The sequence below is a fragment of the Endozoicomonas gorgoniicola genome, assembly GCF_025562715.2.
GTDB classification, from domain to species: domain Bacteria; phylum Pseudomonadota; class Gammaproteobacteria; order Pseudomonadales; family Endozoicomonadaceae; genus Endozoicomonas_A; species Endozoicomonas_A gorgoniicola.
In genome coordinates this window covers 2,191,034-2,214,056 of record NZ_JAPFCC010000001.1, presented here as the reverse complement: position 1 = coordinate 2,214,056, position 23,023 = coordinate 2,191,034, and the positions used below count along the sequence as shown (strand labels likewise).

18 protein-coding genes and 3 pseudogenes are annotated in these 23,023 nt (G+C 48.4%); 10 read left to right on the top strand and 11 right to left on the bottom strand.

Annotation, left to right across the window (positions count from 1 at the left end; genetic code table 11):
- Nucleotides 1-4: 4 nt before the first annotated feature.
- Genes NX722_RS10030 through tnpC form a run of 4 tightly spaced genes read left to right on the top strand, consistent with a single transcriptional unit; the run spans nt 5 to nt 4,663 of the window.
- On the top strand, nt 5-535 hold the full coding sequence (locus NX722_RS10030; protein WP_262566815.1) for a phage tail tube protein: 531 nt from the start codon (nt 5-7) through the stop codon (nt 533-535).
- A complete protein-coding gene (locus tag NX722_RS10025) occupies nt 529-2,193 on the top strand; it encodes a hypothetical protein (RefSeq protein ID WP_262567864.1) in 1,665 nt (554 codons plus the stop codon). Before NX722_RS10030 ends, NX722_RS10025 begins: the two co-directional genes overlap by 7 nt.
- 3 nt (nt 2,194-2,196) lie before the next feature.
- A complete protein-coding gene (locus NX722_RS10020; protein WP_262567863.1) occupies nt 2,197-2,958 on the top strand; it encodes a hypothetical protein in 762 nt (253 codons plus the stop codon).
- A 31-nt stretch (nt 2,959-2,989) separates the two neighbouring features.
- Entirely contained in the window at nt 2,990-4,663 is a 1,674-nt protein-coding gene (gene tnpC / locus NX722_RS10015) for an IS66 family transposase (protein WP_262567862.1), read from the top strand.
- 494 nt (nt 4,664-5,157) lie between these two features.
- Here tnpC and NX722_RS10010 read toward each other — a convergent pair whose 3' ends face one another.
- From NX722_RS10010 to NX722_RS10000, 3 genes and pseudogenes are all read right to left on the bottom strand, one after another.
- On the bottom strand, nt 5,158-5,937 hold the full coding sequence (locus NX722_RS10010) for a hypothetical protein (RefSeq protein ID WP_262567861.1): 780 nt from the start codon (nt 5,935-5,937) through the stop codon (nt 5,158-5,160).
- A 58-nt stretch (nt 5,938-5,995) separates the two neighbouring features.
- The gene (istB, locus tag NX722_RS10005; protein WP_262567860.1) at nt 5,996-6,751 is read right to left on the bottom strand and encodes an IS21-like element helper ATPase IstB; all 756 of its coding nucleotides are present in this window, start codon (nt 6,749-6,751) and stop codon (nt 5,996-5,998) included.
- Between the two features lie 19 nt (nt 6,752-6,770).
- Nucleotides 6,771-7,574: pseudogene (locus NX722_RS10000) on the bottom strand (Mu transposase domain-containing protein); the annotation flags it as partial.
- An 80-nt stretch (nt 7,575-7,654) separates the two neighbouring features.
- On the opposite strand from NX722_RS10000, the gene NX722_RS09995 reads away from it, so the two are divergent.
- A complete protein-coding gene (locus NX722_RS09995; RefSeq protein ID WP_262563696.1) occupies nt 7,655-9,358 on the top strand; it encodes an IS66 family transposase in 1,704 nt (567 codons plus the stop codon).
- Complete coding sequence (locus NX722_RS09990; protein WP_262567859.1) at nt 9,348-9,614, top strand: hypothetical protein; 267 nt, start codon at nt 9,348-9,350, stop codon at nt 9,612-9,614. Before NX722_RS09995 ends, NX722_RS09990 begins: the two co-directional genes overlap by 11 nt.
- A gap of 449 nt (nt 9,615-10,063) precedes the next feature.
- On the opposite strand, the gene NX722_RS09985 is transcribed toward NX722_RS09990, so the two are convergent.
- Both NX722_RS09985 and NX722_RS09980 read right to left on the bottom strand, forming a co-directional pair.
- Nucleotides 10,064-11,287, bottom strand: a complete 1,224-nt coding sequence (locus NX722_RS09985; protein WP_262564054.1) for an IS110 family RNA-guided transposase — start codon at nt 11,285-11,287, stop codon at nt 10,064-10,066.
- 244 nt (nt 11,288-11,531) lie between these two features.
- Nucleotides 11,532-11,768: pseudogene (locus tag NX722_RS09980) on the bottom strand (transposase); the annotation flags it as partial.
- A 28-nt stretch (nt 11,769-11,796) separates the two neighbouring features.
- On the opposite strand from NX722_RS09980, the gene NX722_RS09975 reads away from it, so the two are divergent.
- Complete coding sequence (locus NX722_RS09975; RefSeq protein ID WP_262567858.1) at nt 11,797-11,958, top strand: hypothetical protein; 162 nt, start codon at nt 11,797-11,799, stop codon at nt 11,956-11,958.
- Here the strand turns inward: NX722_RS09975 and NX722_RS09970 are convergent.
- The 5 genes and pseudogenes from NX722_RS09970 to NX722_RS09955 form a co-directional block, all read right to left on the bottom strand.
- On the bottom strand, nt 11,935-12,999 hold the full coding sequence (locus tag NX722_RS09970) for an IS4 family transposase (protein WP_262566701.1): 1,065 nt from the start codon (nt 12,997-12,999) through the stop codon (nt 11,935-11,937). The genes NX722_RS09975 and NX722_RS09970 overlap by 24 nt on opposite strands.
- A 247-nt stretch (nt 13,000-13,246) precedes the next feature.
- Entirely contained in the window at nt 13,247-14,776 is a 1,530-nt protein-coding gene (locus NX722_RS09965; protein ID WP_262567857.1) for a hypothetical protein, read from the bottom strand.
- A 120-nt stretch (nt 14,777-14,896) separates the two neighbouring features.
- Nucleotides 14,897-15,460: a transposase gene (locus tag NX722_RS09960; protein ID WP_456077476.1), complete on the bottom strand. Its 564-nt coding sequence runs from the start codon at nt 15,458-15,460 to the stop codon at nt 14,897-14,899.
- Between the two features lie 21 nt (nt 15,461-15,481).
- Nucleotides 15,482-15,715, bottom strand: a pseudogene (locus tag NX722_RS29080) (site-specific integrase); the annotation flags it as partial.
- 229 nt (nt 15,716-15,944) lie between these two features.
- Complete coding sequence (locus NX722_RS09955) at nt 15,945-17,648, bottom strand: IS66 family transposase (RefSeq protein ID WP_262563696.1); 1,704 nt, start codon at nt 17,646-17,648, stop codon at nt 15,945-15,947.
- Between the two features lie 105 nt (nt 17,649-17,753).
- On the opposite strand from NX722_RS09955, the gene panB reads away from it, so the two are divergent.
- Together panB and NX722_RS09945 are read left to right on the top strand one after the other, a co-directional pair.
- Nucleotides 17,754-18,581: a 3-methyl-2-oxobutanoate hydroxymethyltransferase gene (gene panB / locus NX722_RS09950; protein WP_262567856.1), complete on the top strand. Its 828-nt coding sequence runs from the start codon at nt 17,754-17,756 to the stop codon at nt 18,579-18,581.
- A gap of 1,170 nt (nt 18,582-19,751) precedes the next feature.
- Entirely contained in the window at nt 19,752-20,768 is a 1,017-nt protein-coding gene (locus tag NX722_RS09945) for an integrase domain-containing protein (protein ID WP_262567855.1), read from the top strand.
- On the opposite strand, the gene NX722_RS09940 is transcribed toward NX722_RS09945, so the two are convergent.
- On the bottom strand, nt 20,745-21,062 hold the full coding sequence (locus NX722_RS09940) for a hypothetical protein (protein WP_262567854.1): 318 nt from the start codon (nt 21,060-21,062) through the stop codon (nt 20,745-20,747). The genes NX722_RS09945 and NX722_RS09940 overlap by 24 nt on opposite strands.
- A 581-nt stretch (nt 21,063-21,643) precedes the next feature.
- Between NX722_RS09940 and ltrA the strand changes: the two genes are divergently transcribed.
- Nucleotides 21,644-22,909, top strand: a complete 1,266-nt coding sequence (gene ltrA, locus NX722_RS09935) for a group II intron reverse transcriptase/maturase (RefSeq protein ID WP_262563619.1) — start codon at nt 21,644-21,646, stop codon at nt 22,907-22,909.
- Nucleotides 22,910-23,023 lie beyond the last annotated feature (114 nt).

Here is a 23,023-nt window from a genome sequence, read left to right as displayed (position 1 = left end):
TCCTATGTCCACAATCGACCGCAGTTTCATTGGTGCCGGTTCCATCCACCTGCAACCCTACGACCAGTCCGCGCCACTGCTGCCTATTGGCAACGTCAGCGAATTTACCTTCAGCTTTGAAGAAGACCGTAAAGAGCTGAAAAACTATCTGGGCGGTGGCGGTAACCGCAATGTACTCAGCCGGGTGTCCAGTGTTACGGCAAGCATTGTCGCTAATGACTTTACCGCCTCGAATATCTCCCTTGCCCTGCGTGGGAGTATGACGGCTGCGACCACAACTCCGGTCACTGATGAACTGTTGCCGAGTCATGGTGTTGAAGATGAACTGATCCCGTTTAACCATCTGCCGGACTTGAAGCAATTGGTCACCGTCAAAGACAGTACGGATACCGAACTGGTGGCGGGTGTGGATTATGAACTGACCAAGTCCGGCATCAAGGTGCTGGTGAATAGTGGCATTGATAATAAAGGTGTAAAAGTCAGTTACACGCCCATTGCCTCCAATATGGTGCAGGCATTAGTGGAAAGTTGCTGATTGAAGAGATCGGCAAATCCAGCGAAGGAGCCGCTGCCGCTAACATGAGCCTGCTGTCAGGCTTGATGGCGAATATGTCCGATGAGTGGCTGAAATTCAAAGGGCAGATTGCCGATTCCGGCTGGCTGGATTACGTCAAAGGTCAGCTAAAAAGCTTTGCCGTCAGCATTCAGGAATTAACGGATAACGGCAAACTGGCTGCTGTTGCACAATCCATCAGTGATGGCTTTATCAGCATGGCAGAGAGTATCAAGGCATCGCTCTCCGGTGTCACCATTGAAGGGGTTGTTTCCGGGATAAAAGACGGTTTCCGTACAGTCAGCACCGCTTTGAGCGATGCCCGGTCAGCCTTTGAGATAACCGGCTCCACCGTCAAACTGTTCTTTAATGGCTTTATGGTGGGGGTGAACGGTTTTGGTGCTGTGGTGACTGCGACCTTTGCTTCCATTACCAGCGGTTTGTCCAGCCTGTTTAAAGCGGTCAATGCCGATGAAATGGCTGCAAAAACCGCAGCCATTACCGCCACGCTGGATGCCATGAGCAATGACTTTGCAGCGAAGGTCAAGCAGGACGCTGCGGATGTGAATGATGCCTTATCGTATATAGGCGACAGCCTTGTCAGAAATAACGAACAATCCCAGCAAAAAGTCCGGCAGCATAATAAAAAGACCATTGACCAGCTACTGGATAATTACCAACAGGTCAAACCCGCCGCTGAAGAAGTCGCCCAGACCGCACAATCTGCGTTTGCCGATGCTGCCGATGCCCTGAAACAAATAGACGCTGCCGAAACCCGCACTGAGCTGGCTGACCTTGGCGTGGCACTGGCCGAAGCCTACAGCAACGGCACGCTGACACATGACGAATACACGGAAGCACTGGAACGGGTTAAGCAAAAGCTTCAGGAAGTGACACAGGTTGCTCAATCACTGGGCAAAGAGATAGGCGGTCTCAATACTGAAATAACCCACAATAACGACAAACTGAAAACCACCGGTTCCGGTCTGGCAGGGGTCTTCAACCGAACTACCGCCGAACTCCATGCCCTGAGCGCACAGGCGGAAGACGCTTTTCTGGCCATGCAGGGTGCCACCCAAATTGATACCAGCGATACCCTTGACCAGTTAGGCCGGTTAAAGCATGAGTTACAGGCAGCGAAGGAAGAAGCGGGTCGGCTTGCGAACGTTACCGGAAGCTTCGACCCCACCGGGATTGGTAGCTGGCTATCGGATACCGCCGCCAATGCCGCTTATGTGAAAGCCCAGTTTTTACAGCAGAAAGTCACGCTGGAGTCACTGCTATCCGGTTATGAAGACGGCACCCTGACCGCACAGAACCTCGCTTACGCCGGACGATCCGCTGCGCACTCTCTGGACTTGCTTAACCATCAAGACCTTGACCGCCTGACGGATGCCATCGATCAGGCAGAAGACAGTATGGAGCAGCTGGGCAACAGTACTCGCAGTACGCTGGAAAGTATGCAGGACGAACTGGATCAGCTTCAGGGCAAGCAGGAGTCTATTGAAAGGCGACGCTTTGAGAGCCGGAACCGTGACCTACAAAGCCAGTTACAAGAAGCCCAACAGGAGGGAAGCGCTGAGTCAGTCGTAACTATTCTACAAACCACTAAACATCTGCTCAAAGTCGTCTACTTTTAGAGTATGCAAAATGCTCATGTTTCAGGATCAAGCACAACACCTGCATTACTGCCTGCCCCCTTCGCTACCTCGCAGGTCATCCTCACCAAGCAGGAACACATCCAGCTAAAACAGCAGGCCAACCTCTGGCATGCCATGTGGAAGGCGGCCTGTGGCCGAGAGCAAAAAGTACTGGCTAAAAATGCCTCTCTTATCGCTCAGCATAAAGCCGAAATAGCTGGGTTGAACACCCAGGTCGCTGATCTGAAATCAGAACTGGCACACATGAAGCACTTGCTTTTCGGTCGTAAATCAGAGAAGACCAGTTCTTCTTCAAAGAAAAGTGGCAATACTACCCGGCCACCTTCAAATCGAAAACGAGGTCACCAGCCCGGAGTCCCCGGTTCTGGTCGCCATCTTCACAACAACCTGCCAGTGGTTCATGAGTCTGTAGACTTACCAGTGGACAAACAGTGTTGTACAGTCTGCCATCGGCCATTCAAGTCTTTTTTCAATGACGACAGCTGCGACGTAATTGAAGTTGAAGTTAAGGCTCACGTTCGTCGCTATCACCGAAGGCATTACCAAAAAACCTGCCAGTGCCCTGAAACGCCCAATATTACTACTCCACCACCTCCACCAAGACTCATCAACAGAGGAAAGCTTGGTATTTCTGTCTGGGTGGAGCTGTTGCTGAATAAGTACGCATACGGCATCCCCATAAACAGGCAACTTGAGTCTTATAAGACTCAGGGACTGGAACGTAACTATTCTACAAACCACTAAACATCAGCTCAAAGTCGTCTACTTTTAGAGTATGCAAAATGCTCATGTTTCAGGATCAAGCACAACACCTGCATTACTGCCTGCCCCCTTCGCTACCTCGCAGGTCATCCTCACCAAGCAGGAACACATCCAGCTAAAACAGCAGGCCAACCTCTGGCATGCCATGTGGAAGGCGGCCTGTGGCCGAGAGCAAAAAGTACTGGCTAAAAATGCCTCTCTTATCGCTCAGCATAAAGCCGAAATAGCTGGGTTGAACACCCAGGTCGCTGATCTGAAATCAGAACTGGCACACATGAAGCACTTGCTTTTCGGTCGTAAATCAGAGAAGACCAGTTCTTCTTCAAAGAAAAGTGGCAATACTACCCGGCCACCTTCAAATCGAAAACGAGGTCACCAGCCCGGAGTCCCCGGTTCTGGTCGCCATCTTCACAACAACCTGCCAGTGGTTCATGAGTCTGTAGACTTACCAGTGGACAAACAGTGTTGTACAGTCTGCCACCGGCCATTCAAGTCTTTTTTCAATGACGACAGCTGCGACGTAATTGAAGTTGAAGTTAAGGCTCACGTTCGTCGCTATCACCGAAGGCATTACCAAAAAACCTGCCAGTGCCCTGAAACGCCCAATATTACTACTCCACCACCTCCACCAAGACTCATCAACAGAGGAAAGCTTGGTATTTCTGTCTGGGTGGAGCTGTTGCTGAATAAGTACGCATACGGCATCCCCATAAACAGGCAACTTGAGTCTTATAAGACTCAGGGACTGGAACTGCCGCAGGCGACCATCTCCTTTGGCCTGGAAGCTATAACGCCCTTTTTTGAGCCGGTAGCCGAAGCTACTCGGGAATTCGTCGCCAGTAGCGATCAGTGGCATGCTGATGAAACCCGGTGGATCACCTGGGCACATGAGACGACAGGTTCCCACAAACATTGGCTGTGGGTATTTCTCTGTGACCAGGCGGTTTATTTCAGTATTGCTGACTCCCGCGCGGCTGTCGTACCGAAGTCAGTCATTGGTGACGGGGCTGGTACATTGGTGTGTGACCGATACTCAGCCTACAAGAAACTCGCGAATGATGTAGTTTCTATTGATTTAGCTTTCTGCTGGGCTCACGTCAGGCGGGATTTTATTGACGCTCAACGAGGTGATCCGGAGTTGGAGAAGTGGAGCGCCACCTGGGTGAACAGGATTGGTCGTTTATATCATCTTAATAGTCAGCGACTTGAAGTGCTTGATGAACCAGAGCAGCTAGCAACACAGCAGTTACGGCTTGAACATCAGGTAGAGCAGATGGCAACCCGGAGGGATCAGGAACTTAATCGTCCTAAACTGCGAGTCAGAGCGAAAAAAGTGCTCGAAAGTCTGCAGAATCACTGGGAAGGATTGACCCGCTTTGTCACTAACCCCGGTATCCCCATGGATAACAACGCTGCAGAGCAAGCACTGCGCACAGGTGTCGTTGGCAGGAAGAATTACTACGGCTCTGGCAGCGTATGGAGTGCTGATATAGCCGCTTTTCTGTTCAGCGTTTTTATGACGCTAAAGCTTTGGGATATTAATCCAAAAATCTGGCTGGGTGCCTATCTTGAGGCTTGTGCCATAAATGGCAGGAAGCCACCTGATGATCTCACTCCTTATCTGCCCTGGTTAATGAGTGAGGAGCGGCTTTGTGAAATGCGTAATCATGATCCGCCAAAGGTATAACAATTGGAGGCAACAATAGGGAAAAGTGGTGTCTTAATTGCTGATTTTGAAGCGGTTTGTAGAAAAGTTACGTCGATAGTAAAGCGAGAGAGGCCATAGCCCTGGTGCTTGGGCATCAAAGGAAGGATGTGGTGGCAAGTTATTTAGGTTCGGCTCGGTAAAAAAAGCGTGATAGGAATTGAAATGTTGAGAACAAACAAAACATTGATACATTGATGTAGATCAATATTTTTGCACCGGAAAATACGTACCCTAAGGTTGTTCCAGTGAACAGTAGAAGGGCAACCTTCAGATGCCGACAAAGTATCAGGCATCACACGGAAGGTGAGTCCACGGAAGATAAGAAAACCAAGCATTGAGTACAGGAACAAAGTCACTCGGCCTCGCCATTGTTGTCAATGTTGCGGGGTGTTTTATTTGGGTACGTGAAGCTCTCTTAAAACGAGCTGGAAATATGATTCCCAGCTCGTGGGTGGGGAACTATGTGAGTATGATTACTTCTGAGCTGCCATCAAGTCTTTATTCTTCCTCCAGAAATCGACGGCATCAGGCACCTCTTTTAAAGAAAATGCAAGTTTTGCCTTAACTGTCAATTTACTAGAGCTATCCTGAGAAACAACATAATCATTAATGCCAAGAGACCTTTCAAAGAGGGTTGCTTTTTCCTCAGTATCAAGGCTTCTGATATTTATTTTCTTACTGCCTTGCTCCATGGAAATAGAAAAACTCCCTTCGGGAGTATCGTACCAACTTACACGGCAGTAATAGTGCCCCATATTTGGGCTACCATCCTTTTCATAGAGTGAATTTCTGAACTCTGCTTGAGCGCACTCATTGATAAAATCATTTTTCTTGACACAACCGGAGTGGAACCCGGTAGTCTTTCCTCCTGTAGTCATAACGAGAGGAATGGATTTGCCATTATTCAGTCCAACCAGCATGTAGTCAGAGACTTCAGAAATGCCCATAAGATTGCCAAGAGTGCCAAAGTTCATCAGCTCATCGACAGACCCTTTTTCGGGCTCGTCACGCTCAACAAGAATATACCCTGTACTGGCAATATCACCATTTTGGAAGCGTGCTACATGATAGCCATCAGGTGGAGTAAAGCTGGCAACTTGTTTATTGCCTGCTTCGTAGACGAAAATGCTTCCGTTTCTGGATACCGCAAAACCCTTACTGGTAGGGATTATTATCTGCCCTCTCAAATTTTTCCCAGTAACCGTTGGGTATTCCAGCGCATTCGGCCACCCATTCCGGTAACATCCGGCCACCTGTTCCAGTGTATCCGGCCACCCCTCTTCGGAGCGCAGCGACGCATCGGATAGCAGCTTAGGACGTAAGTTCTGACTTTGCCAGTTTTGACTGTTTCTTGCGCAGGGAGTCACCCTTAAGTGGCACCCGGTGAGCGTTGTGAATCAGCCTGTCCAGAATGGCATCTGCCAGTGTTGGATCACCGATCAATTCATGCCAGTGATCTACCGGCATCTGACTGGTGACCAGGGTGCTTTTTACATTGTGCCGGTCTTCTACTATTTCCAACAGGTCACGTCGCTGGCTTTCTGTCAGAGGTGATAGTCCCCAGTCGTCTAAAAGAAGAAGGTCAGTTTTTGCCAGTGCTGCCATCAGTTTCACATAGCGACCGTCAGCCCTTGCCAGGTTCAGATCCTGTAGTAATCTCGGCAGTCTGAGGTACTGCACGGTGTAACCATCCCGGCAGGCCTTCTGTGCCATTGCACAGGCCAGCCAGGTTTTTCCCACACCCGTCGGCCCTGTAATGATCACGTTCTGATGCTCCCGTATCCAGTGGCTGGATAGCAACTGCTGCATCTGGTCTCGTCTAAGGCCTCTGGGGTGACGATAGTCTATGTCTTCCATGCAGGCATCATGACGTAGTCGTGCTTTTTTAAGCCGTGTTTTTAAACGCCGGTTATCCCTTGCTATCACTTCACGGTCAATCATTAAGCCGAGCCGTTCATCGAACGACATCTGTTCTATATCAAGACTTTTAAGCTGCTCATCCAATGCTTCTAGCATACCGGTAAGTTTTAGAGCCTGAAGCTTTTCCATCGTAGGGTTCATTAACATTTTTATTCTCCTGCCGTCGTTAGTTAAAGTAGTCTGAACCCCGAAGGTTCTCGTGCTCATCAGGCAACATCGCCTCTGGCTCCAGTTCTGGAAGCGGTTGCTGATCGAGATTGTGCTTCAGGATTGACTCTATGCTGCGGTAGGAGCAGGTATCAGCATAAAGCGCACGACGACAGGCGTTTTCAAGTCGGTCGTTACCGTAGCCTTTGGCTAAACGGATGATGCCCTGACAACTTCGGTAACTCAGTTCAGGATAACGCCGTGTTGCAAGGACGCGTTGGATGACGGCTGCGGTTTCAGGTCCGATTTTTGCCGCCCAGCTTTGCATTCGTTCTGGTGTCCACTCGGTATATTTACGGTGCTTTTCCGGCATGTGGCTGGCTTGAGTAGTATGCCTGCCCTTATGCTGCGAACGGCGGTGGCTGGCGACTCTCTGCCCCTTATGGAAGCACTCAATCGTCTGACTGGTCATGCGTACACTTAATTGCTTTTTGACCAGCTGATAAGGGACTGAGTAGTAGTGTTTGTCGACCTCTACGTGGTAGTCAATATGTACTCGTGCCTCCTTCCATTCTGCGTATTGATAACGCGTTTCAGGCAATGGGCGCAGTGCAGGCTTATCGAGAGAGTCAAACAATGAACGACGACTACCGGACAATTTCTGAAACGGTTGGTTATTCAGTCCTGTCAGTGACCTTACAATAGCCTCATTGAGTGAAGCCAGGGAGAAGAATGTCTGGTGACGTAAACGCGCCAGTATCCACCGTTCAACTACCTGGACAGCAGACTCGACCTTACCTTTATCTTTGGGAGATCGAATCCGCGTAACTGCTCAAAATTGACTGGCAAATCAACCTCTACAGGTCAAAGAAAGTTATCCTGATCTTTCGTATATTTCACCGTATGCACCTGCCTGACTCACTATTCTCCAGTACAGACAATGAACAGTTGCGTTCATTCGTCAAAAACCTTCTCGACACGGTCGAGAAGCAATCTGTGCAAATTGAAAGGCAGCGCGTTCAGATCGAACAGCTGGTCGAAGAGAACGAACAGCTTCGAGCAGAAATTCGCCACCTGAAGAAGCACAAGGGCAAGCCTAAAATCAGGCCTAATGTCTCGGACAAGGGCGATGATCAGGAAGACAGCTCTTCTGCGGAAGACACTGATCAGGCTGCCGGGAAAAGTGACACTGATCGTCCGCCGAAAAGTAAACGACCACGATCACAAGAAGCCGGTGAAACCGCTGCACCACCAATGACTGTTGACCGAGAGGAAATCTGTTCAATCGCTGCTCCCGGTGAGAACTGGCGCTTCAAGTGCTATATCGACTTTTTCCATACTGAGCTGGACTTGCGTTTTGTCACTACTCGCTACAGGCGTGAGTATTACACAACTCCGGAAGGCGGGGTGTCAGCCCCGCTACCTGATCATGTGAAAGACCGTTTTGGCGACAACCTGAAAGCCCATCTGCTGGATTTTTATCATTCATGCAGTACGACACAGCCACTACTGCTATCTTGGCTGCACGACCATGGATGCTCAATATCAGAAGGTTCCCTGAGCAACATCCTGACGAAAGGCCATGATATTTTCCACCAGGAAAAAGAAGAATTGCTGGAAGCAGGGCTGACTTGCTCTGATTATCTCCAGGCCGACGACACAGGTGCTCGCCACCAAGGAAAAAACGGCTACTGCCTGTTTATCGGCAACCCTTATTTTTCCTACTTCCATAGCAGCGACAGTAAGAGCAGGATTAATTTCCTGGGCTGTCTGCAAGGGCAGCAGCGGCTTTATCTTCTCAACGACGTTGCCATTGACTACATGGAGAATCAGGTTGATGTGTCGAAGAAGTGGATCACTGCGCTATCCGAATGCGGCGAGAAGCGTTTCTCAACAGAAGAAGAGTGGGAGAGCTTCCTTAACAGCATTGGTTGTGCTGCCCCGCAACAAAGGCGCTGGGCGACAGAGGGTGTTTTAAAGGCCGCATTGATGCTCAATCATCGCCTTGAGAACCTGATTATCCATAGCGATGGAGCCCGGCAGTTTGATACAGCCTTTCAGCATTCGCTGTGTTGGTACCATGCGGGAAGAAACATGGACAAGCTGATACCGGCCAATGACCTGGAACGAGCCGCCCGTGACACCGTGCAGGATCAGTACTGGTGCCTCTACGACGACATTGAGGCCTACCAGAAAAAACCAACGGACAAGGAGAAACAGAAGCTCTACCAGGAGTTTGATCGTTGGGTAACACAGCGGGTTGACTACCCTGCCTTGCAGGCTGAGTTGGGCAAACTGATGGTTGTCAGGGAAGAGCTGTTATTGGTTCTTGAGTATCCGTGGCTGCCACTGCACAACAACCTGAGCGAGAGGCAGATCAGAGAGTATGTGAAACGGCGAAAGGTTAGCGGTGGTACCCGGAGTAAACTTGGGAGGAAATGCCGCGACACCTTTGCCAGTTTGAAAAAGACCTGTAAACAACACGGGGTGTCCTTTGCCAACTATCTCAGGGACAGGCTGACTGGAACCAATCTGATTCCGCAGCTGGGGCATCTCATCCTGAAGGCATCAGGCTATCAGGAAACGGTTCTTGCCAATGGAATATGAGCAGTTACTTAAATATTTTAAAAACACACCGGAAATATACGAAAGAAATGATATTTTTGGTTATAGAATAAGTGCGCTCAAAGAAAACTGCTACTTGATACCTGTACAAAATAGAAACTATGTTATTCCAAGAAGTCCAATTGGTGGAGGTGGAATAGGCAATTCAAATGTTTGGTATGCTGATAGTTTGGCAAGTATGAATGAACGAAAAAAACTAAAGAAGTACATTTCTCAAATAGCAGAGCAATACCTCTAATATTAGTGTCATACATTTAGAATCGCACCTAACGAATAAGGATAGGTTGCGCGCAGCCGCAATCTTATCCGGTTGTTGAACAAGCCCGGACTTGACAACTACTCTGTGCAGTTTATGGGAAATAGCTTTTTCTACAGTTCTCGCACAGTCGGTGCGGATATTATGGCGGTTTTTCAGGCATGAAAGCGTCCCTGCTCCCGATGGTTGGACGAGCATCGTCGTAGATATATTGTTAGTTTGCTGCTGTCGTTTTCCTCCTGTTGAATGAGTTTAGTCCCGGCACTTTTTGTTCAACATCAGGTAGGTCGCATCAGCCTGAAGGCTATCGCCCTCATGTCACTACCGCAGTATTGACAGGTATGTTTACTATGAAAATAGTGCTCCGAACTCGCAAAGCACTCCATCCTCACCGACAGGCAAGGTTCTTACTCGCAGCCTCTGATGAGCTTTTATTCTTTAGTTAAAGCTGGCAGATAATTATATTTCTGGAGCATCTGTAACCAGCGCGGTGCATTCCTGTGAACCGTCAGTGCTTCGTAATCAATCTCTGGATCCTTGTAGGGCGTAAGCCTGGTGAGGATGCAGTAGATCACCCGCAACATTTTATGTCCGATGGCAATGATGCTGCGCTTATATCCACGGCGAATGGTCAGGCTTTGATGTTTGCCTTTGAACTGGCTTTTGGTCTTTACAGCTGCCTGACTGATCTCACACATCAGCCGTCGTAAGGACTGGTTGCCCTTACGAGTTTTACCACTCTTACGCTTACCGGCACTTTCATTGTTGCCCGGACATAGGCCTGCCCAGGATGCCAGAGACTCCCGGCTGCCAAAGGCACTCATGTCATCACCGATCTCAGCAATCAACCCTGCTGCTGCGATCTCATCGACTCCCGGAAGGGTTTGCAATAGCTGCCAGGGTTCCCGGTACTGAGTTTGTACAATATTGCGTATTCCCGCATCCAATTCGGCAACCTCATCATCCAGATACTGAATATGTTTCCGGATGCTCTTAAGCACTGTCAGATGTGCTGAAGACAGCGAGCCTTCCATGCTGTCGAATAACTCTTTGGTTTTGCTCTTCAGCTTGCCACGGGCAAACTTCACCAGCTCTTGCGGAGGCAGGCCGTCAATCAGTCCCTGAATCATTTCCTGTGCGGACTTGCCATGTATGTCACTCACTACACCACCGAGACGGATGCCGGCATCGTCCAGAACTTTATGCAGACGGGTCTTTTCACCGGCAAGCTGCCCCACCAGTTTCTGACGACGGCGAAACAGCAACCTCAGCTGCTCGATATCAGGGGGCGGTACAAAGCTGGGGCGAAGCAAACCACACCGACCCAGTGTTGCCAGCCACTGACTGTCCTGGACATCAGTCTTGCGACCGGGCACATTCTTGACGTGACGGGCATTGACAACCCAGACCTTGAGGCCTGCTTTAATCAGAGTTTCGTGAACGCATTTCCAGTAAACGCCAGTACTTTCCATGACTACGAGCTCAACCTGATGTTTCACCAGGAAGTCGCGAAGCTTCCTGCGTTCACGTCGATACGTCTTGAACGACTGAGTGATCTCTTTGATTTCGCCGTTTTCATCTTCGGTCTGAACAGTCGCCATGACCATCATCTTGTGAACATCGAGGCCAGCACAACATTTCAAAATTGACTGCATCAGACTAATCTCCCTATGGATCATGGAAGATGGCAAGGTCTGATGGATTGATCGTGGGCCATAAGCCGAGGATCAGCAGAGGTCTTTTTACTATCCGTTCAACGTCGTAAGGCGGGAAACGATTAGGGGTACGAGCGATCCGTCCAGGTCAGTTTAGGTTCAGGGTCAAAAGCCTCTGAAAAATTTGTCGACCATGATCAGGCCTTGCCGCCCACTCCAAGTCTGGATGAAGGCTTCAATATTTTCATGCTTCGGGGTGGCCAGTTACCGGCCATGAACGTTTAGGGCGGATGACTGGCGTGCCAGGCTTGATGATCACCTGCAGAATCAACTGAACCAGACGGAGTAGTTTTCTGCACCGGCAATGGAGAAAGCCGTAATCCCGGACTCTCCTTAATCCTTTGGGCAGAACGTGCTGGAGTACTAACCAGAGGAAGTCTTCTCCTTGCAGCGTTCGGTATTCGGTTGTTCCACTTTTACTGGTCAGCAGAGCGTAAAATGCAGACTGTATGTTTCTTCATCCGGACCCGGAGCAGGCCGAAATGCTGGAAAGGCTGAAAAAGCTGATAGAAGCAGGTCGGGTAAAAGAGTTGAGTGCTGAGGATGTCTACCGCTGGGGTTTACGCTTTCTCTATGGTGTGGATGGCCTATGTACGGGACAAAACATTTAACAGCTCCTGAAATGCAATCTGATCATTTTTTGCGCATTTGTTTTTAAGTACTCGTCTGAGCATGTCAAGCCCCAGTCTGAACAGACTTTTTGCTGGTCTGTTATGTTTATTCAGTGGGAGCTGATTAGCCTCACCGTAATGCCAGTGCCCCACAAGCAGACACCACGCGAACGCAATGGCGAGGAGTCCCATAAGTTTGTCCATGCGGTCGTGCTTCGTCATATGTGTAGACTCCATATCGAACCCACGACTTTTCAAACAACCAAACAGCGTTTCTATATCCCAGCGTTTGTAATAGTCCTCGATCATGCCGTCCGGCTTTTCAGTAGCCACAACTATGAGCAACCCTTTCAAGGTGCGGTGCGCAGCAATGTAAAGCGGTACTCCCGCCACTTTTTTTCTGGTATGCCAAGTGACGGTTTGATTAAACTTCACACTACGGCAAAGCTTCCCCGCTGTGGTTTTGCGATTGTCATGCTCTACTGCGACATCACCTTTTATACGGAGGCGACACAATATTTTCTTCTGTCGCAACCACTCAAACCAGTCATGACCTATGAACTCACGATCAGCCAGAAGGTTGTCAATTTTTTCCGCCGGAATAATCTTCAAAACCCGCTCTATCAAGGCAATGCGTTCATCTGTATTGGAGTTGCCACCACGTTTGTCCAGACACTCCCAGACAATGGGTATAGAGTTTCCTTGCCAGGAAATAGAGACCACCAGATAGTTCACATCCTTAGAGCCATGCTTCCAATTGGTTCTGTCCATGCATAGCGTATAGCGATCCATATCGAGGCAGCTCAGGATAAATTCCCCCAACTGCTCATAGCTGTATTCGTAACCAGCAAAGAACCGTTTGATGCGTCGATAACTGGATTCGGCATCGGCTTCAGACTGGAACTCTTCGGCTACTCGGTAGAGATTAGTAGAACGGGCGCGTATCAAAGATAGAACAAATTGTGAGATGAAGTTGATTCGGGCTTGATGCAGGGGTAAATGAGCCTTAAGCTTCTCGGCTAATGAGCTGACTTCTTCCATGTACGACAACGGTAAACTTTACGGAGTTGAGAGACCGGATAGGTTACCTGATGGAAAGGTCAGCTCATACCCTCCAGACCCGATAAATCAAGAGTTTATAATTTTTTGTCCCGTACATAGGTGGATGGCATCGGTGTGAACCTGAAGGTGGCGAGAGAACTCTTTAACCTGAGTGAGCAGCGTGGTATTAAGTCAGCATCTGCTCATCAGAAGTTTTGTAGTGAGGTACATGAGCTACAGCAACAGCTTAATTAACAATTATTTTGATGAAAATTACGTCATCTTTCACGTATTGATGGTTTGCCAAAGAGTCCAGTTCCATAAAAAGTGGGCTACCGGAAGCGATATTTGAATCACTCTTTGGTCTCTGGAAAGAGGAGCTTTGTGGATCAGAGTGGAATGCGTCAAGCATATGCTCACCCTCACCTTGATCCATCAACATCATAGTGATTTTTTTTAGGAAGGGCCAGCTTTGCAGAGCGTCGTAGTCACCTCGCATTACTACAAAAAACAGTGAAATATGAGAGCCTTTTCCAAAACCGTCACCATTCAGGTAGACCTTTGCACAGCATTTGTAGCCAAACTGGTCAGTATAGAAAGGTTCGCTATACAAGGCTGTTTTAACTCCGTTAATTGCATCGTTTCTTCTTTGATTGAAGCTATCTATTCTCCATAAAAGTATGCCGTTATAACTAGTAGGCTGCGGAACCTGCCGTAATTGATTTCCAGACCCGACAGGTGATGCTTCCATATTGTTGAGTCGTTGTTCCATACCAGTTAATCGTTCTTGTAATCCGGTCATGTTGTTGGCATTAGCTACTAAATTCCTATTTGTTCCTTCAATTTTGAGTTCAAGTGTTCTTATTTGATCATTTACTTTTCTTATTTCATTATCAATGTATGTCGTTGAAGTTGAGGGAGCTTGAAATGGTGTACGGTTGCTTGATCCCTGTTCCGACTTTGAAGTTTTCAATTCTGATCTAAGTCTTTCGATATGCAAGTTTAGAACTTTAATCTTCGTATTCATTACATTTAGTTGTAGTTCCTGGCGATTTTCTGGAAGCTCAGAACTGCAAGCCAGCAGGTAAAGTGCTTCAAGACTTTCCTGTATATCTGAAATATCAATGGCACCGGCATTATCCGCAAGTCTTGAGTAGTTTGTGCCATCTGGTTTCTTATCACCACCGCCGCCACCGCCACATGCACCGCCTTTAGATGCACTGTTTCGACTCAACATGGCTGCTGTGTTGCCAGGGTGGGTAGTTTTCGAAGAACTGCCGCCGCCTCCTGAAGACCGGCTGGAAAGGGGGCCTTTGGTATTGGGTACTTCTCTGAATCGGTAGTTCACCTGAAAAGTGTCGGAGTCACTGGTTTCAGACAACAGCTCAAACTGATAAGTATTGAATAACAGTTCATCAGCGTCGCTCTTTACCGTGACCAGAGACACCTCATCGGTAGTCGTGAGTTTATCAGGATAGTCATTATTTTCTTCGCTGGTAAGCCAGGCTTTAACAAAGGAAAAAACCATACCCCCTATAGCGATCAGCCCTGTGTTTGGCAAATCGTTATTAACGACACCAGACGTATCTGTAGCATCTGGCATCGGTTCAGGTAAATACTTTTGCAAACTGTAAAGGGCTTTGGTTCGTGTCAGCAACTCGACAGGGGAATTATTTTCCTCATATCGGGAAAAAGCTAAGCAGTGTCTGCTCCACAGCGTAATGAGAGTTAAAACTACAAAACAATAACGAAAACATTTGAAGGGGCAGAACTTCATAACGAATACCATTCTGAAAAATGTGATTCTGGTTTACGATTAAAGATAAACTGAAAACCTTATTTTTTAAGGAAATCGTTGGTTTTGAAAATTCAAGAGCACATCAGTTTAAACTCTATTTCAGCTTCCACAAGTTAAAAGCAGAAAATCAGGCATAGTCTGTTTTTTTTGGGTTAAACACACTACCAGTCTGCCGGGCAGGCAGGCACTGTTCCGGTAGGTGAAGGTGACTTTTCCATTTTGGCTGGCAACAATCTGTCGGTCGCTGATGACACCTCGATACAGATATCTGGACAGGTATTTCAGGGCGGGTTCGCCTTTGCCTGTGTGCTGGCAATTAACAACCCAGTTTTTCGGCAGGCTTTTCTTCAGCTTTGCTGTCAGTAAACCCGCTTCGTCCAGTGCTTTGAGCAGGCGAGCCCGAAAGACTTTGGCAAGGTTACTGCTGTTGAACAGGTAGTAACGTTCTTTTTGACCTTTACATTGTCGGAGGTGCACTCTCATCCTGTTTGAGTCAATGTCATTGACCGTCAGGGTGAGAGTTTCGCTCAACCTCAGCCCCATGCTGTAAGTGGTGAGTATGAATGTGCGAATTTCAGGCTTTCGGCAACGGTTCAGTAACCGTGTAAGTTCATCTGTGGTGAGAATGTCTGGCAGCCGTCGTACGGAGGGTGGCTTGACGATGTCAATGAACTGCCACGGCCGTTCGAGTACAAACCGGTAGAAAAATTGCAGGCCGTTACGGTCAGTCTTGACGGTACTCCATGAGTGACTTTCTACCAGATCGGCGAAGTAGGTTTTTAGGTCGTCAGTGGTCAGAGTATCCGGGCAGCGGTCAAAGTAATTAGAAAGACGCCTTAAAGGACAACTGTATAAATCAATGGTGGTTTTGCTTTTACCCTTGAGCTTCAGTGTGGTCAGGTGCTGTTGGTAGAGTATGTCGAAGCGTTTTTTTCGGCAGGATTCATGATGCGTATTTCCTGGTATTGCTCATTGGGATTAATGAGTTCAGGAATTATTGACTAAAAAGACAATTTTGTAATTTTTGCCGCGTAGCGGCTTGGTTCAACAAGCGCATGTTGTCGGACTGGTTTTCCGCTGCGCTCCAAATCAGCCGAAAATGCGGGCGTTATGTGCTTAGTTCAATATTAAACATCAACGTAACTGCTCATATTCCATTGGCAAGAACCGTTTCCTGATAGCCTGATGCCTTCAGGATGAGATGCCCCAGCTGCGGAATCAGATTGGTTCCAGTCAGCCTGTCCCTGAGATAGTTGGCAAAGGACACCCCGTGTTGTTTACAGGTCTTTTTCAAACTGGCAAAGGTGTCGCGGCATTTCCTCCCAAGTTTACTCCGGGTACCACCGCTAACCTTTCGCCGTTTCACATACTCTCTGATCTGCCTCTCGCTCAGGTTGTTGTGCAGTGGCAGCCACGGATACTCAAGAACCAATAACAGCTCTTCCCTGACAACCATCAGTTTGCCCAACTCAGCCTGCAAGGCAGGGTAGTCAACCCGCTGTGTTACCCAACGATCAAACTCCTGGTAGAGCTTCTGTTTCTCCTTGTCCGTTGGTTTTTTCTGGTAGGCCTCAATGTCGTCGTAGAGGCACCAGTACTGATCCTGCACGGTGTCACGGGCGGCTCGTTCCAGGTCATTGGCCGGTATCAGCTTGTCCATGTTTCTTCCCGCATGGTACCAACACAGCGAATGCTGAAAGGCTGTATCAAACTGCCGGGCTCCATCGCTATGGATAATCAGGTTCTCAAGGCGATGATTGAGCATCAATGCGGCCTTTAAAACACCCTCTGTCGCCCAGCGCCTTTGTTGCGGGGCAGCACAACCAATGCTGTTAAGGAAGCTCTCCCACTCTTCTTCTGTTGAGAAACGCTTCTCGCCGCATTCGGATAGCGCAGTGATCCACTTCTTCGACACATCAACCTGATTCTCCATGTAGTCAATGGCAACGTCGTTGAGAAGATAAAGCCGCTGCTGCCCTTGCAGACAGCCCAGGAAATTAATCCTGCTCTTACTGTCGCTGCTATGGAAGTAGGAAAAATAAGGGTTGCCGATAAACAGGCAGTAGCCGTTTTTTCCTTGGTGGCGAGCACCTGTGTCGTCGGCCTGGAGATAATCAGAGCAAGTCAGCCCTGCTTCCAGCAATTCTTCTTTTTCCTGGTGGAAAATATCATGGCCTTTCGTCAGGATGTTGCTCAGGGAACCTTCTGATATTGAGCATCCATGATCGTGCAGCCAAGATAGCAGTAGTGGCTGTGTCGTACTGCATGAATGATAAAAATCCAGCAGATGGGCTTTCAGGTTGTCGCCAAAACGGTCTTTCACATGATCAGGTAGCGGGGCTGACACCCCGCCTTCCGGAGTTGTGTAATACTCACGCCTGTAGCGAGTAGTGACAAAACGCAAGTCCAGCTCAGTATGGAAAAAGTCGATATAGCACTTGAAGCGCCAGTTCTCACCGGGAGCAGCGATTGAACAGATTTCCTCTCGGTCAACAGTCATTGGTGGTGCAGCGGTTTCACCGGCTTCTTGTGATCGTGGTCGTTTACTTTTCGGCGGACGATCAGTGTCACTTTTCCCGGCAGCCTGATCAGTGTCTTCCGCAGAAGAGCTGTCTTCCTGATCATCGCCCTTGTCCGAGACATTAGGCCTGATTTTAGGCTTGCCCTTGTGCTTCTTCAGGTGGCGAATTTCTGCTCGAAGCTGTTCGTTCTCTTCGACCAGCTGTTCGATCTGAACGCGCTGCCTTTCAATTTGCACAGATTGCTTCTCGACCGTGTCGAGAAGGTTTTTGACGAATGAACGCAACTGTTCATTGTCTGTACTGGAGAATAGTGAGTCAGGCAGGTGCATACGGTGAAATATACGAAAGATCAGGATAACTTTCTTTGACCTGTAGAGGTTGATTTGCCAGTCAATTTTGAGCAGTTACACATCAACAGTACAAAGGAAGTAATAGTGAGTACTCATACATCAATTAAAAAAACAACTACTACGAAGATTCAAAGCATGAAGGGTAGAGGTTGTATTGTTTCTCTTACTGCCTATACGAAGCCAATGGCACAGATGATGGATTCGTATGTTGATCTAATTATCGTTGGAGACTCTACAGGAATGGTTGCCTACGGGTTTGACTCTACTCTACCTGTGACGCTGGATATGATGATTGCTCATGGAGCCGCTGTTGTTCGAGGAGTAGAAAAATCATGTGTGATCGTCGATATGCCTTTTGGTACTTACCAAGAATCAAAAGAAGTTGCCTATAAAAATGCATCAAGAGTATTAATAGAGACTGGTGCCCAAGGAATTAAAATTGAAGGTGGCTTGGAAATGGTAGAAACAGTCGAATTCTTAGTAAAAAGAGGGATTCCTGTAATGCCTCACATTGGGTTACGCCCACAGCATGCCAATTCTTTGGGCGGTTTTAAAGCCCAAGGACGAGATAAACAGGCGACAAAACTTCTTATTGACGAAGCAAAAGAATTTGAGAAAGCTGGTGCATTCTCACTACTTGTAGAAGGAGTCTTTGAAAATGCAGCCAAGCAAGTTACAGAATCTGTTTCGATACCAACTATAGGTATCGGTGCTTCACCTGAGTGTGATGGTCAGGTTCTAGTCACTGAAGATATGCTAGGTTTGTTTTCGGATTACACACCAAAATTTGCAAAAAAATATGTCGATCTAAGTTCGACTATCAAAGAAGTATTTGCAGAGTATGAGCGAGAAGTTAGAAATGGCGTCTTCCCAGCCGATGAACATTGCTTTGGAGTAAAAAAACGCACATAAATCGGGTAGCCGGAGGTCTCTAACCTCCAGCCCCCACATCACACCGGCGTGCGGGTCTGCACCGGGCGATTCACCGAGGATGGTGAAACCTGATCCACAAGTCTTTCAGGGAAACAAGCCCGAGTTTACTGAGAGAACTGTCGTTTAATGCTAACTGTGCCGCATAGGTTTTGCTTAGCCGGTAATACCCTTTGCTACTGGCTGCAATCGAGCAACCGGCAACTCTATAAATTCAGGGGCTTTCTGTTCTGCAGGGTAACCGTTCAAACAGGGTACAGACTCCCCCTACTTGTCCAGAGGCGCTTTTAACGGATTTTTCCCAAAACGCTCTTTCCAATTCCGGGGAATCAGCTCATTGATTTGTCGGGCGGGGTGGAGGCTGACTCTTTGGAGGGCGTCAATCATGCTGACACAGGGGGGTAGTCGTAAGATTGAAGTAAAATCCTGACATTTGAACTGCTCAGAGCGTGTTTTTCGCTCTGAGCAGTTCAATGATTTCCCTGCTATCTTTTTGATTCTACTATATCGGTTTCTGTAACGACTGGAGAAGCGATGTCTTCGACGCTATAGATTGCAGAACCGCACTTTTGCCGTGAGGCACCCACCACTCTTCGCGAGTCTTTCCACTCAGCAGATTCTCTGCTGCGATGTTGTTGGAGCTTAATCGCTCTGGCTACTGGGTTAGTCTGCATGTCAGATTGGCCTGCTTCACTTGCTGCTCGTTTTTCAGAGTGCTGATACCTGTGTTTTTCATCACCCATTACATCGGGTCACAGGTAAAAAAACGTACTGAAATTTGGTTGCAGTGCATTTTCAAAAAGCCGTTTCGAGAGACCCTCTCTTGATCCGTTGGTATCCGTGCCCTACAGATCGACCAGCGTCTTCTATCAGCAATTTCAGATGTTTTGATGAACTTTTTTATAAGCAGACGACTCGCTAAACCCGGCCAATTTCCAGAATTGGTTATAACAGCCATCGCCTCAGCTGCTGGCATCAGCCAAGCTCACTGTCTCAGTACAACGAGCGTCACTGCCCGCAACCCTTGCGTTACAGGCTGTCCCGTTTGGCCACTGCGTGATGTGGCTTCGCATTGAACTTAGATCAGGGTTATGGGACTGATTTTCCAGTGTGCCCCTTTTTTGATAAAGAGATGGGTGGAGGGATACTTTTGTGCCTCAATATTTAACACGCAACGACCATAATTTCGGCTTTGGTCGACAGTTGTCTTATGCTGGGCATAATGCGCTCAGAGGAATGATGCCAGATCAGTTTTGTACGGTAGCTACCCATACTCAGCGGTGGAAGCAGTTTTGCGCCTGGGGCAAAACCCAGAATATTCGGGAAGCCCATCAGATAAACAACCAGACTTTGAAGCATTATGCGTTCTACCTGCAGGCAAGGCTGGAAGGGCAGGGCAAACCGTTGTCAGTGGCTACGGCACAAAATTTGTTATCGACCTGTAATGTGGTCATGAAAGCATTACGGAATAACAATGATATTCGAATCAATCCCTCCGAAGCTTTGCAGGCCAACCGTGAGAAAGCTCGTACCGAACCACCGGAGTTAAGCCGTGAAAAACTGGCACAGGCTCAGGCTGAATTAATCATGGCGGGACGGGAGCGCATTGCTGCGGTATTGGGTTTGTGTCGTGAGCTGGGGCTTCGTTCCAGGGAAGCGGTTCTGCTGGATTGCCAGAAAGCTCTGCAGCAAAGCCATGAGAACAGGAAGATTGATATTGAGCTGGGTACCAAGGGTGGGCGTGGTAAATCAACAGCGACAAGCCCTTCCAGGGCAGAGCGTTTTGTTCCGGTATCAGACTCTGCCCATATCGCTTTATCACAGGCTGCACGATTACAGGGAAGTGGCAGAAACCTGATTCCTGAAGGAAAGCGTATTGAGGATTTTCTGGCTTTAGTAAGAATGCACAGTGGTCCTGTACTGAAGAAATATGGCTTGAATAATCGCCATGACCTGCGAGCGGCTTTTGCCTGTGAGCAATATCAGCAGTTAACCGGCTGTCTGGCACCCGTTTTCAGGGATGATCGTATTCCCGATAAAAATGCAGATAAACAGGCCAGAGAAGCCATCGTAAAACAGTTAGGTCACAACCGCATTCAGGTAGTGTCTGCCTATTTAGGAAACCATATAAACAGAAAGGCTGACTCAAGCCGCACGAGGAAGCACTGATTCACTCAATGCTTTCTGGTACGACCTGGAATCAGACCGTCCGTTGTGTTTCTCATTACGGTTGTAGCGGGTTTTAAGCTTCTCCCTACGCTGTCTGAACATGGGGTCACTCATAAGTTTCAGCACTGCCGATGCAGGGCGTTTTCGTTTGCCCAGCGAAGCGGGCAAACCCGTCAGGCTGAAAGAAGCCTGAGCCGCCCCGACTGAGGGGAAGGCAATCTGAATGGCAAGGGCGTAACTGGCCAACGGTTGGGTCTGAAGGAAGCCATAGGAAGTCAGAGGTACACAGCGCAAGCGAACCTGATTCGGCAGGTTGGGAGCGGCAAGCGTGCGAAATAGCGCAAAGCCCGATACTCAGTCAGTCCCAACTCTGTGCTTGAGGGTGGCATTTCTGACAGGGAACCGTTTAGTAACTGGGGAAGCCTGGCATCAATCTCTGAATCTCAGGGGCTGTTATCGCAAGAGGAAACTCAAGGGTAACAGTGGTGTGAGGTGGCAGATGATCCTGTAGTAGTGATGAAATTCCGGCCTGTGAAGGCGGGTAACCGTTCGGAGGGCAAAACCGGAATGACTACAGCCAGAGTGACTGTAGGGCATGTGTCGTCAAAAGCGGCAGATGTTGCGAAGGGGTGAAGCATTCTTAAAGAACAGTCAGACCGCAGGAATGACACTGTGAGCGCACAAGCTGCCTGACGAGGCAGGACATCTTCGGCTGGTGAGGTTGGGAACAATCCTGCTAAAAGAAAGAGCCGCGCTCGGGAGTAAAGGACAGGTAGCAGGTAGATTGCCTTGAGCCAGAACGCCTGTGAATGTCCATGAAGAATCCGGCCACAGTAGAAGGATGGCGCAATCTGTCTGTCGTGAGACAGTAACTGATGAGAGTATATTATAGCCTGTATGGGCGCTTGCTGACGATGGAAGCGCTTTACAACGGATTCAAAAAGGTATGGAAAGCGAAAGGTGCGGCCGGAATAGATGGGCAGAGCCTGAGCGACTACGCCTCGAATCTGCGTGGTAATCTTGAACAGTTACTGCTTGAATTGCGGGAAAAGCGCTACAAACCGCTACCGGTAAAGCGTGTAGAAATCGACAAAGAAGACGGTGGAAAGCGTCTGCTGGGAATCCCCGCAGTAAAAGACCGAATCGTCCAACAAGCACTTCTAAATATCCTGACCCCGATCTTTGATCCGGACTTCCACCCGTCCAGCTATGGGTACAGACCGAATCGAAGCTGCCATCAAGCCATTACCAAGGCGACCCTGTTCATACGGAAGTACGACAGACGCTGGGTGGTGGACATGGACTTGTCCAAATGCTTTGACCGACTCGACCACGAGTTAATTCTCAAGGCGTTCAGGCACAAAGTGGCAGATGGAAGCATCCTGAACCTGATCAGAATGTTCCTGAAAAGCGGGGTGATGGTTGGCTATCAACTGGAAGCCACGGAAACAGGCAGTCCACAGGGCGGAGTGATCAGTCCCTTAATCTCAAACGTCTATCTTGATGCGTTTGATCAGGAAATGATGCGACGCAAGCACAGGATTGTCCGCTATGCGGACGATATCCTGATTCTGTGTGGCTCCAAAGCAGCGGCAGAAAACGCTCTGAAAGTGGCGACCAAAGTACTGGAGCAAGACCTGAAACTGACGGTCAACCAGAATAAAACACACATAGCCCATAGCGGCGAGGGTGTGAAATTTCTGGGAGTTGAAATCCTGAGCAGCTATACGCGCATACAGGAAAAGAAGCTCAACGCACTGAAAGCAAAGGTAAAGCGAATCACGAAAAGGAATCGGGGAACGAACCTTGAAGGAGTAATCCGAGAACTGAACCCTGTGATACGAGGATTTGCTAATTACTTCAGGATAGCGAACTGTAGTCGTGAATTAAAACGGCTGACAGGATGGATGAGGCGCAGGCTGAGATGTTTACAACTGAAACAGTGGAAGAAACCAGCGAAGCTGCATCGTCGGCTGAAGCAACTGGGTTACAAGCCACCATTTAAGTACATCAAAATGCGTTCATGGAGAAATGCGTGCAGTCCCCTGTCGCATTTAGCCATGCCGAACAACTGGTTCAATGAGATAAAGTTGTTCAATTTGGAAGGCGTTAAAACGGGCGTTCTTGCCCCTTATTGTTAAGGGATAGAGAGTGCAGGAGCCGTGTACGAGGTCCGTACGCACGGTTCTGTGGGAAGGACGGGGCAATAGCCCCGCCTTACCTAATGTTTGGATTTAGCCATGATGCTCTCCTTA

Coding starts and splice junctions, on each gene's coding strand:
- NX722_RS10030 (WP_262566815.1), top strand. CDS start 5: ATGTCCACAATCGACCGCAGTTTCATTGGTGCCGGTTCCATCCACCTG.
- NX722_RS10020 (WP_262567863.1), top strand. CDS start 2,197: ATGCAAAATGCTCATGTTTCAGGATCAAGCACAACACCTGCATTACTG.
- tnpC (WP_262567862.1), top strand. CDS start 2,990: ATGCAAAATGCTCATGTTTCAGGATCAAGCACAACACCTGCATTACTG.
- istB (WP_262567860.1), bottom strand. CDS start 6,751: ATGTTAATGAACCCTACGATGGAAAAGCTTCAGGCTCTAAAACTTACC.
- NX722_RS09995 (WP_262563696.1), top strand. CDS start 7,655: ATGCACCTGCCTGACTCACTATTCTCCAGTACAGACAATGAACAGTTG.
- NX722_RS09990 (WP_262567859.1), top strand. CDS start 9,348: ATGGAATATGAGCAGTTACTTAAATATTTTAAAAACACACCGGAAATA.
- NX722_RS09985 (WP_262564054.1), bottom strand. CDS start 11,287: ATGCAGTCAATTTTGAAATGTTGTGCTGGCCTCGATGTTCACAAGATG.
- NX722_RS09975 (WP_262567858.1), top strand. CDS start 11,797: ATGTTTCTTCATCCGGACCCGGAGCAGGCCGAAATGCTGGAAAGGCTG.
- NX722_RS09970 (WP_262566701.1), bottom strand. CDS start 12,999: ATGGAAGAAGTCAGCTCATTAGCCGAGAAGCTTAAGGCTCATTTACCC.
- NX722_RS09965 (WP_262567857.1), bottom strand. CDS start 14,776: ATGAAGTTCTGCCCCTTCAAATGTTTTCGTTATTGTTTTGTAGTTTTA.
- NX722_RS09955 (WP_262563696.1), bottom strand. CDS start 17,648: ATGCACCTGCCTGACTCACTATTCTCCAGTACAGACAATGAACAGTTG.
- ltrA (WP_262563619.1), top strand. CDS start 21,644: ATGAGAGTATATTATAGCCTGTATGGGCGCTTGCTGACGATGGAAGCG.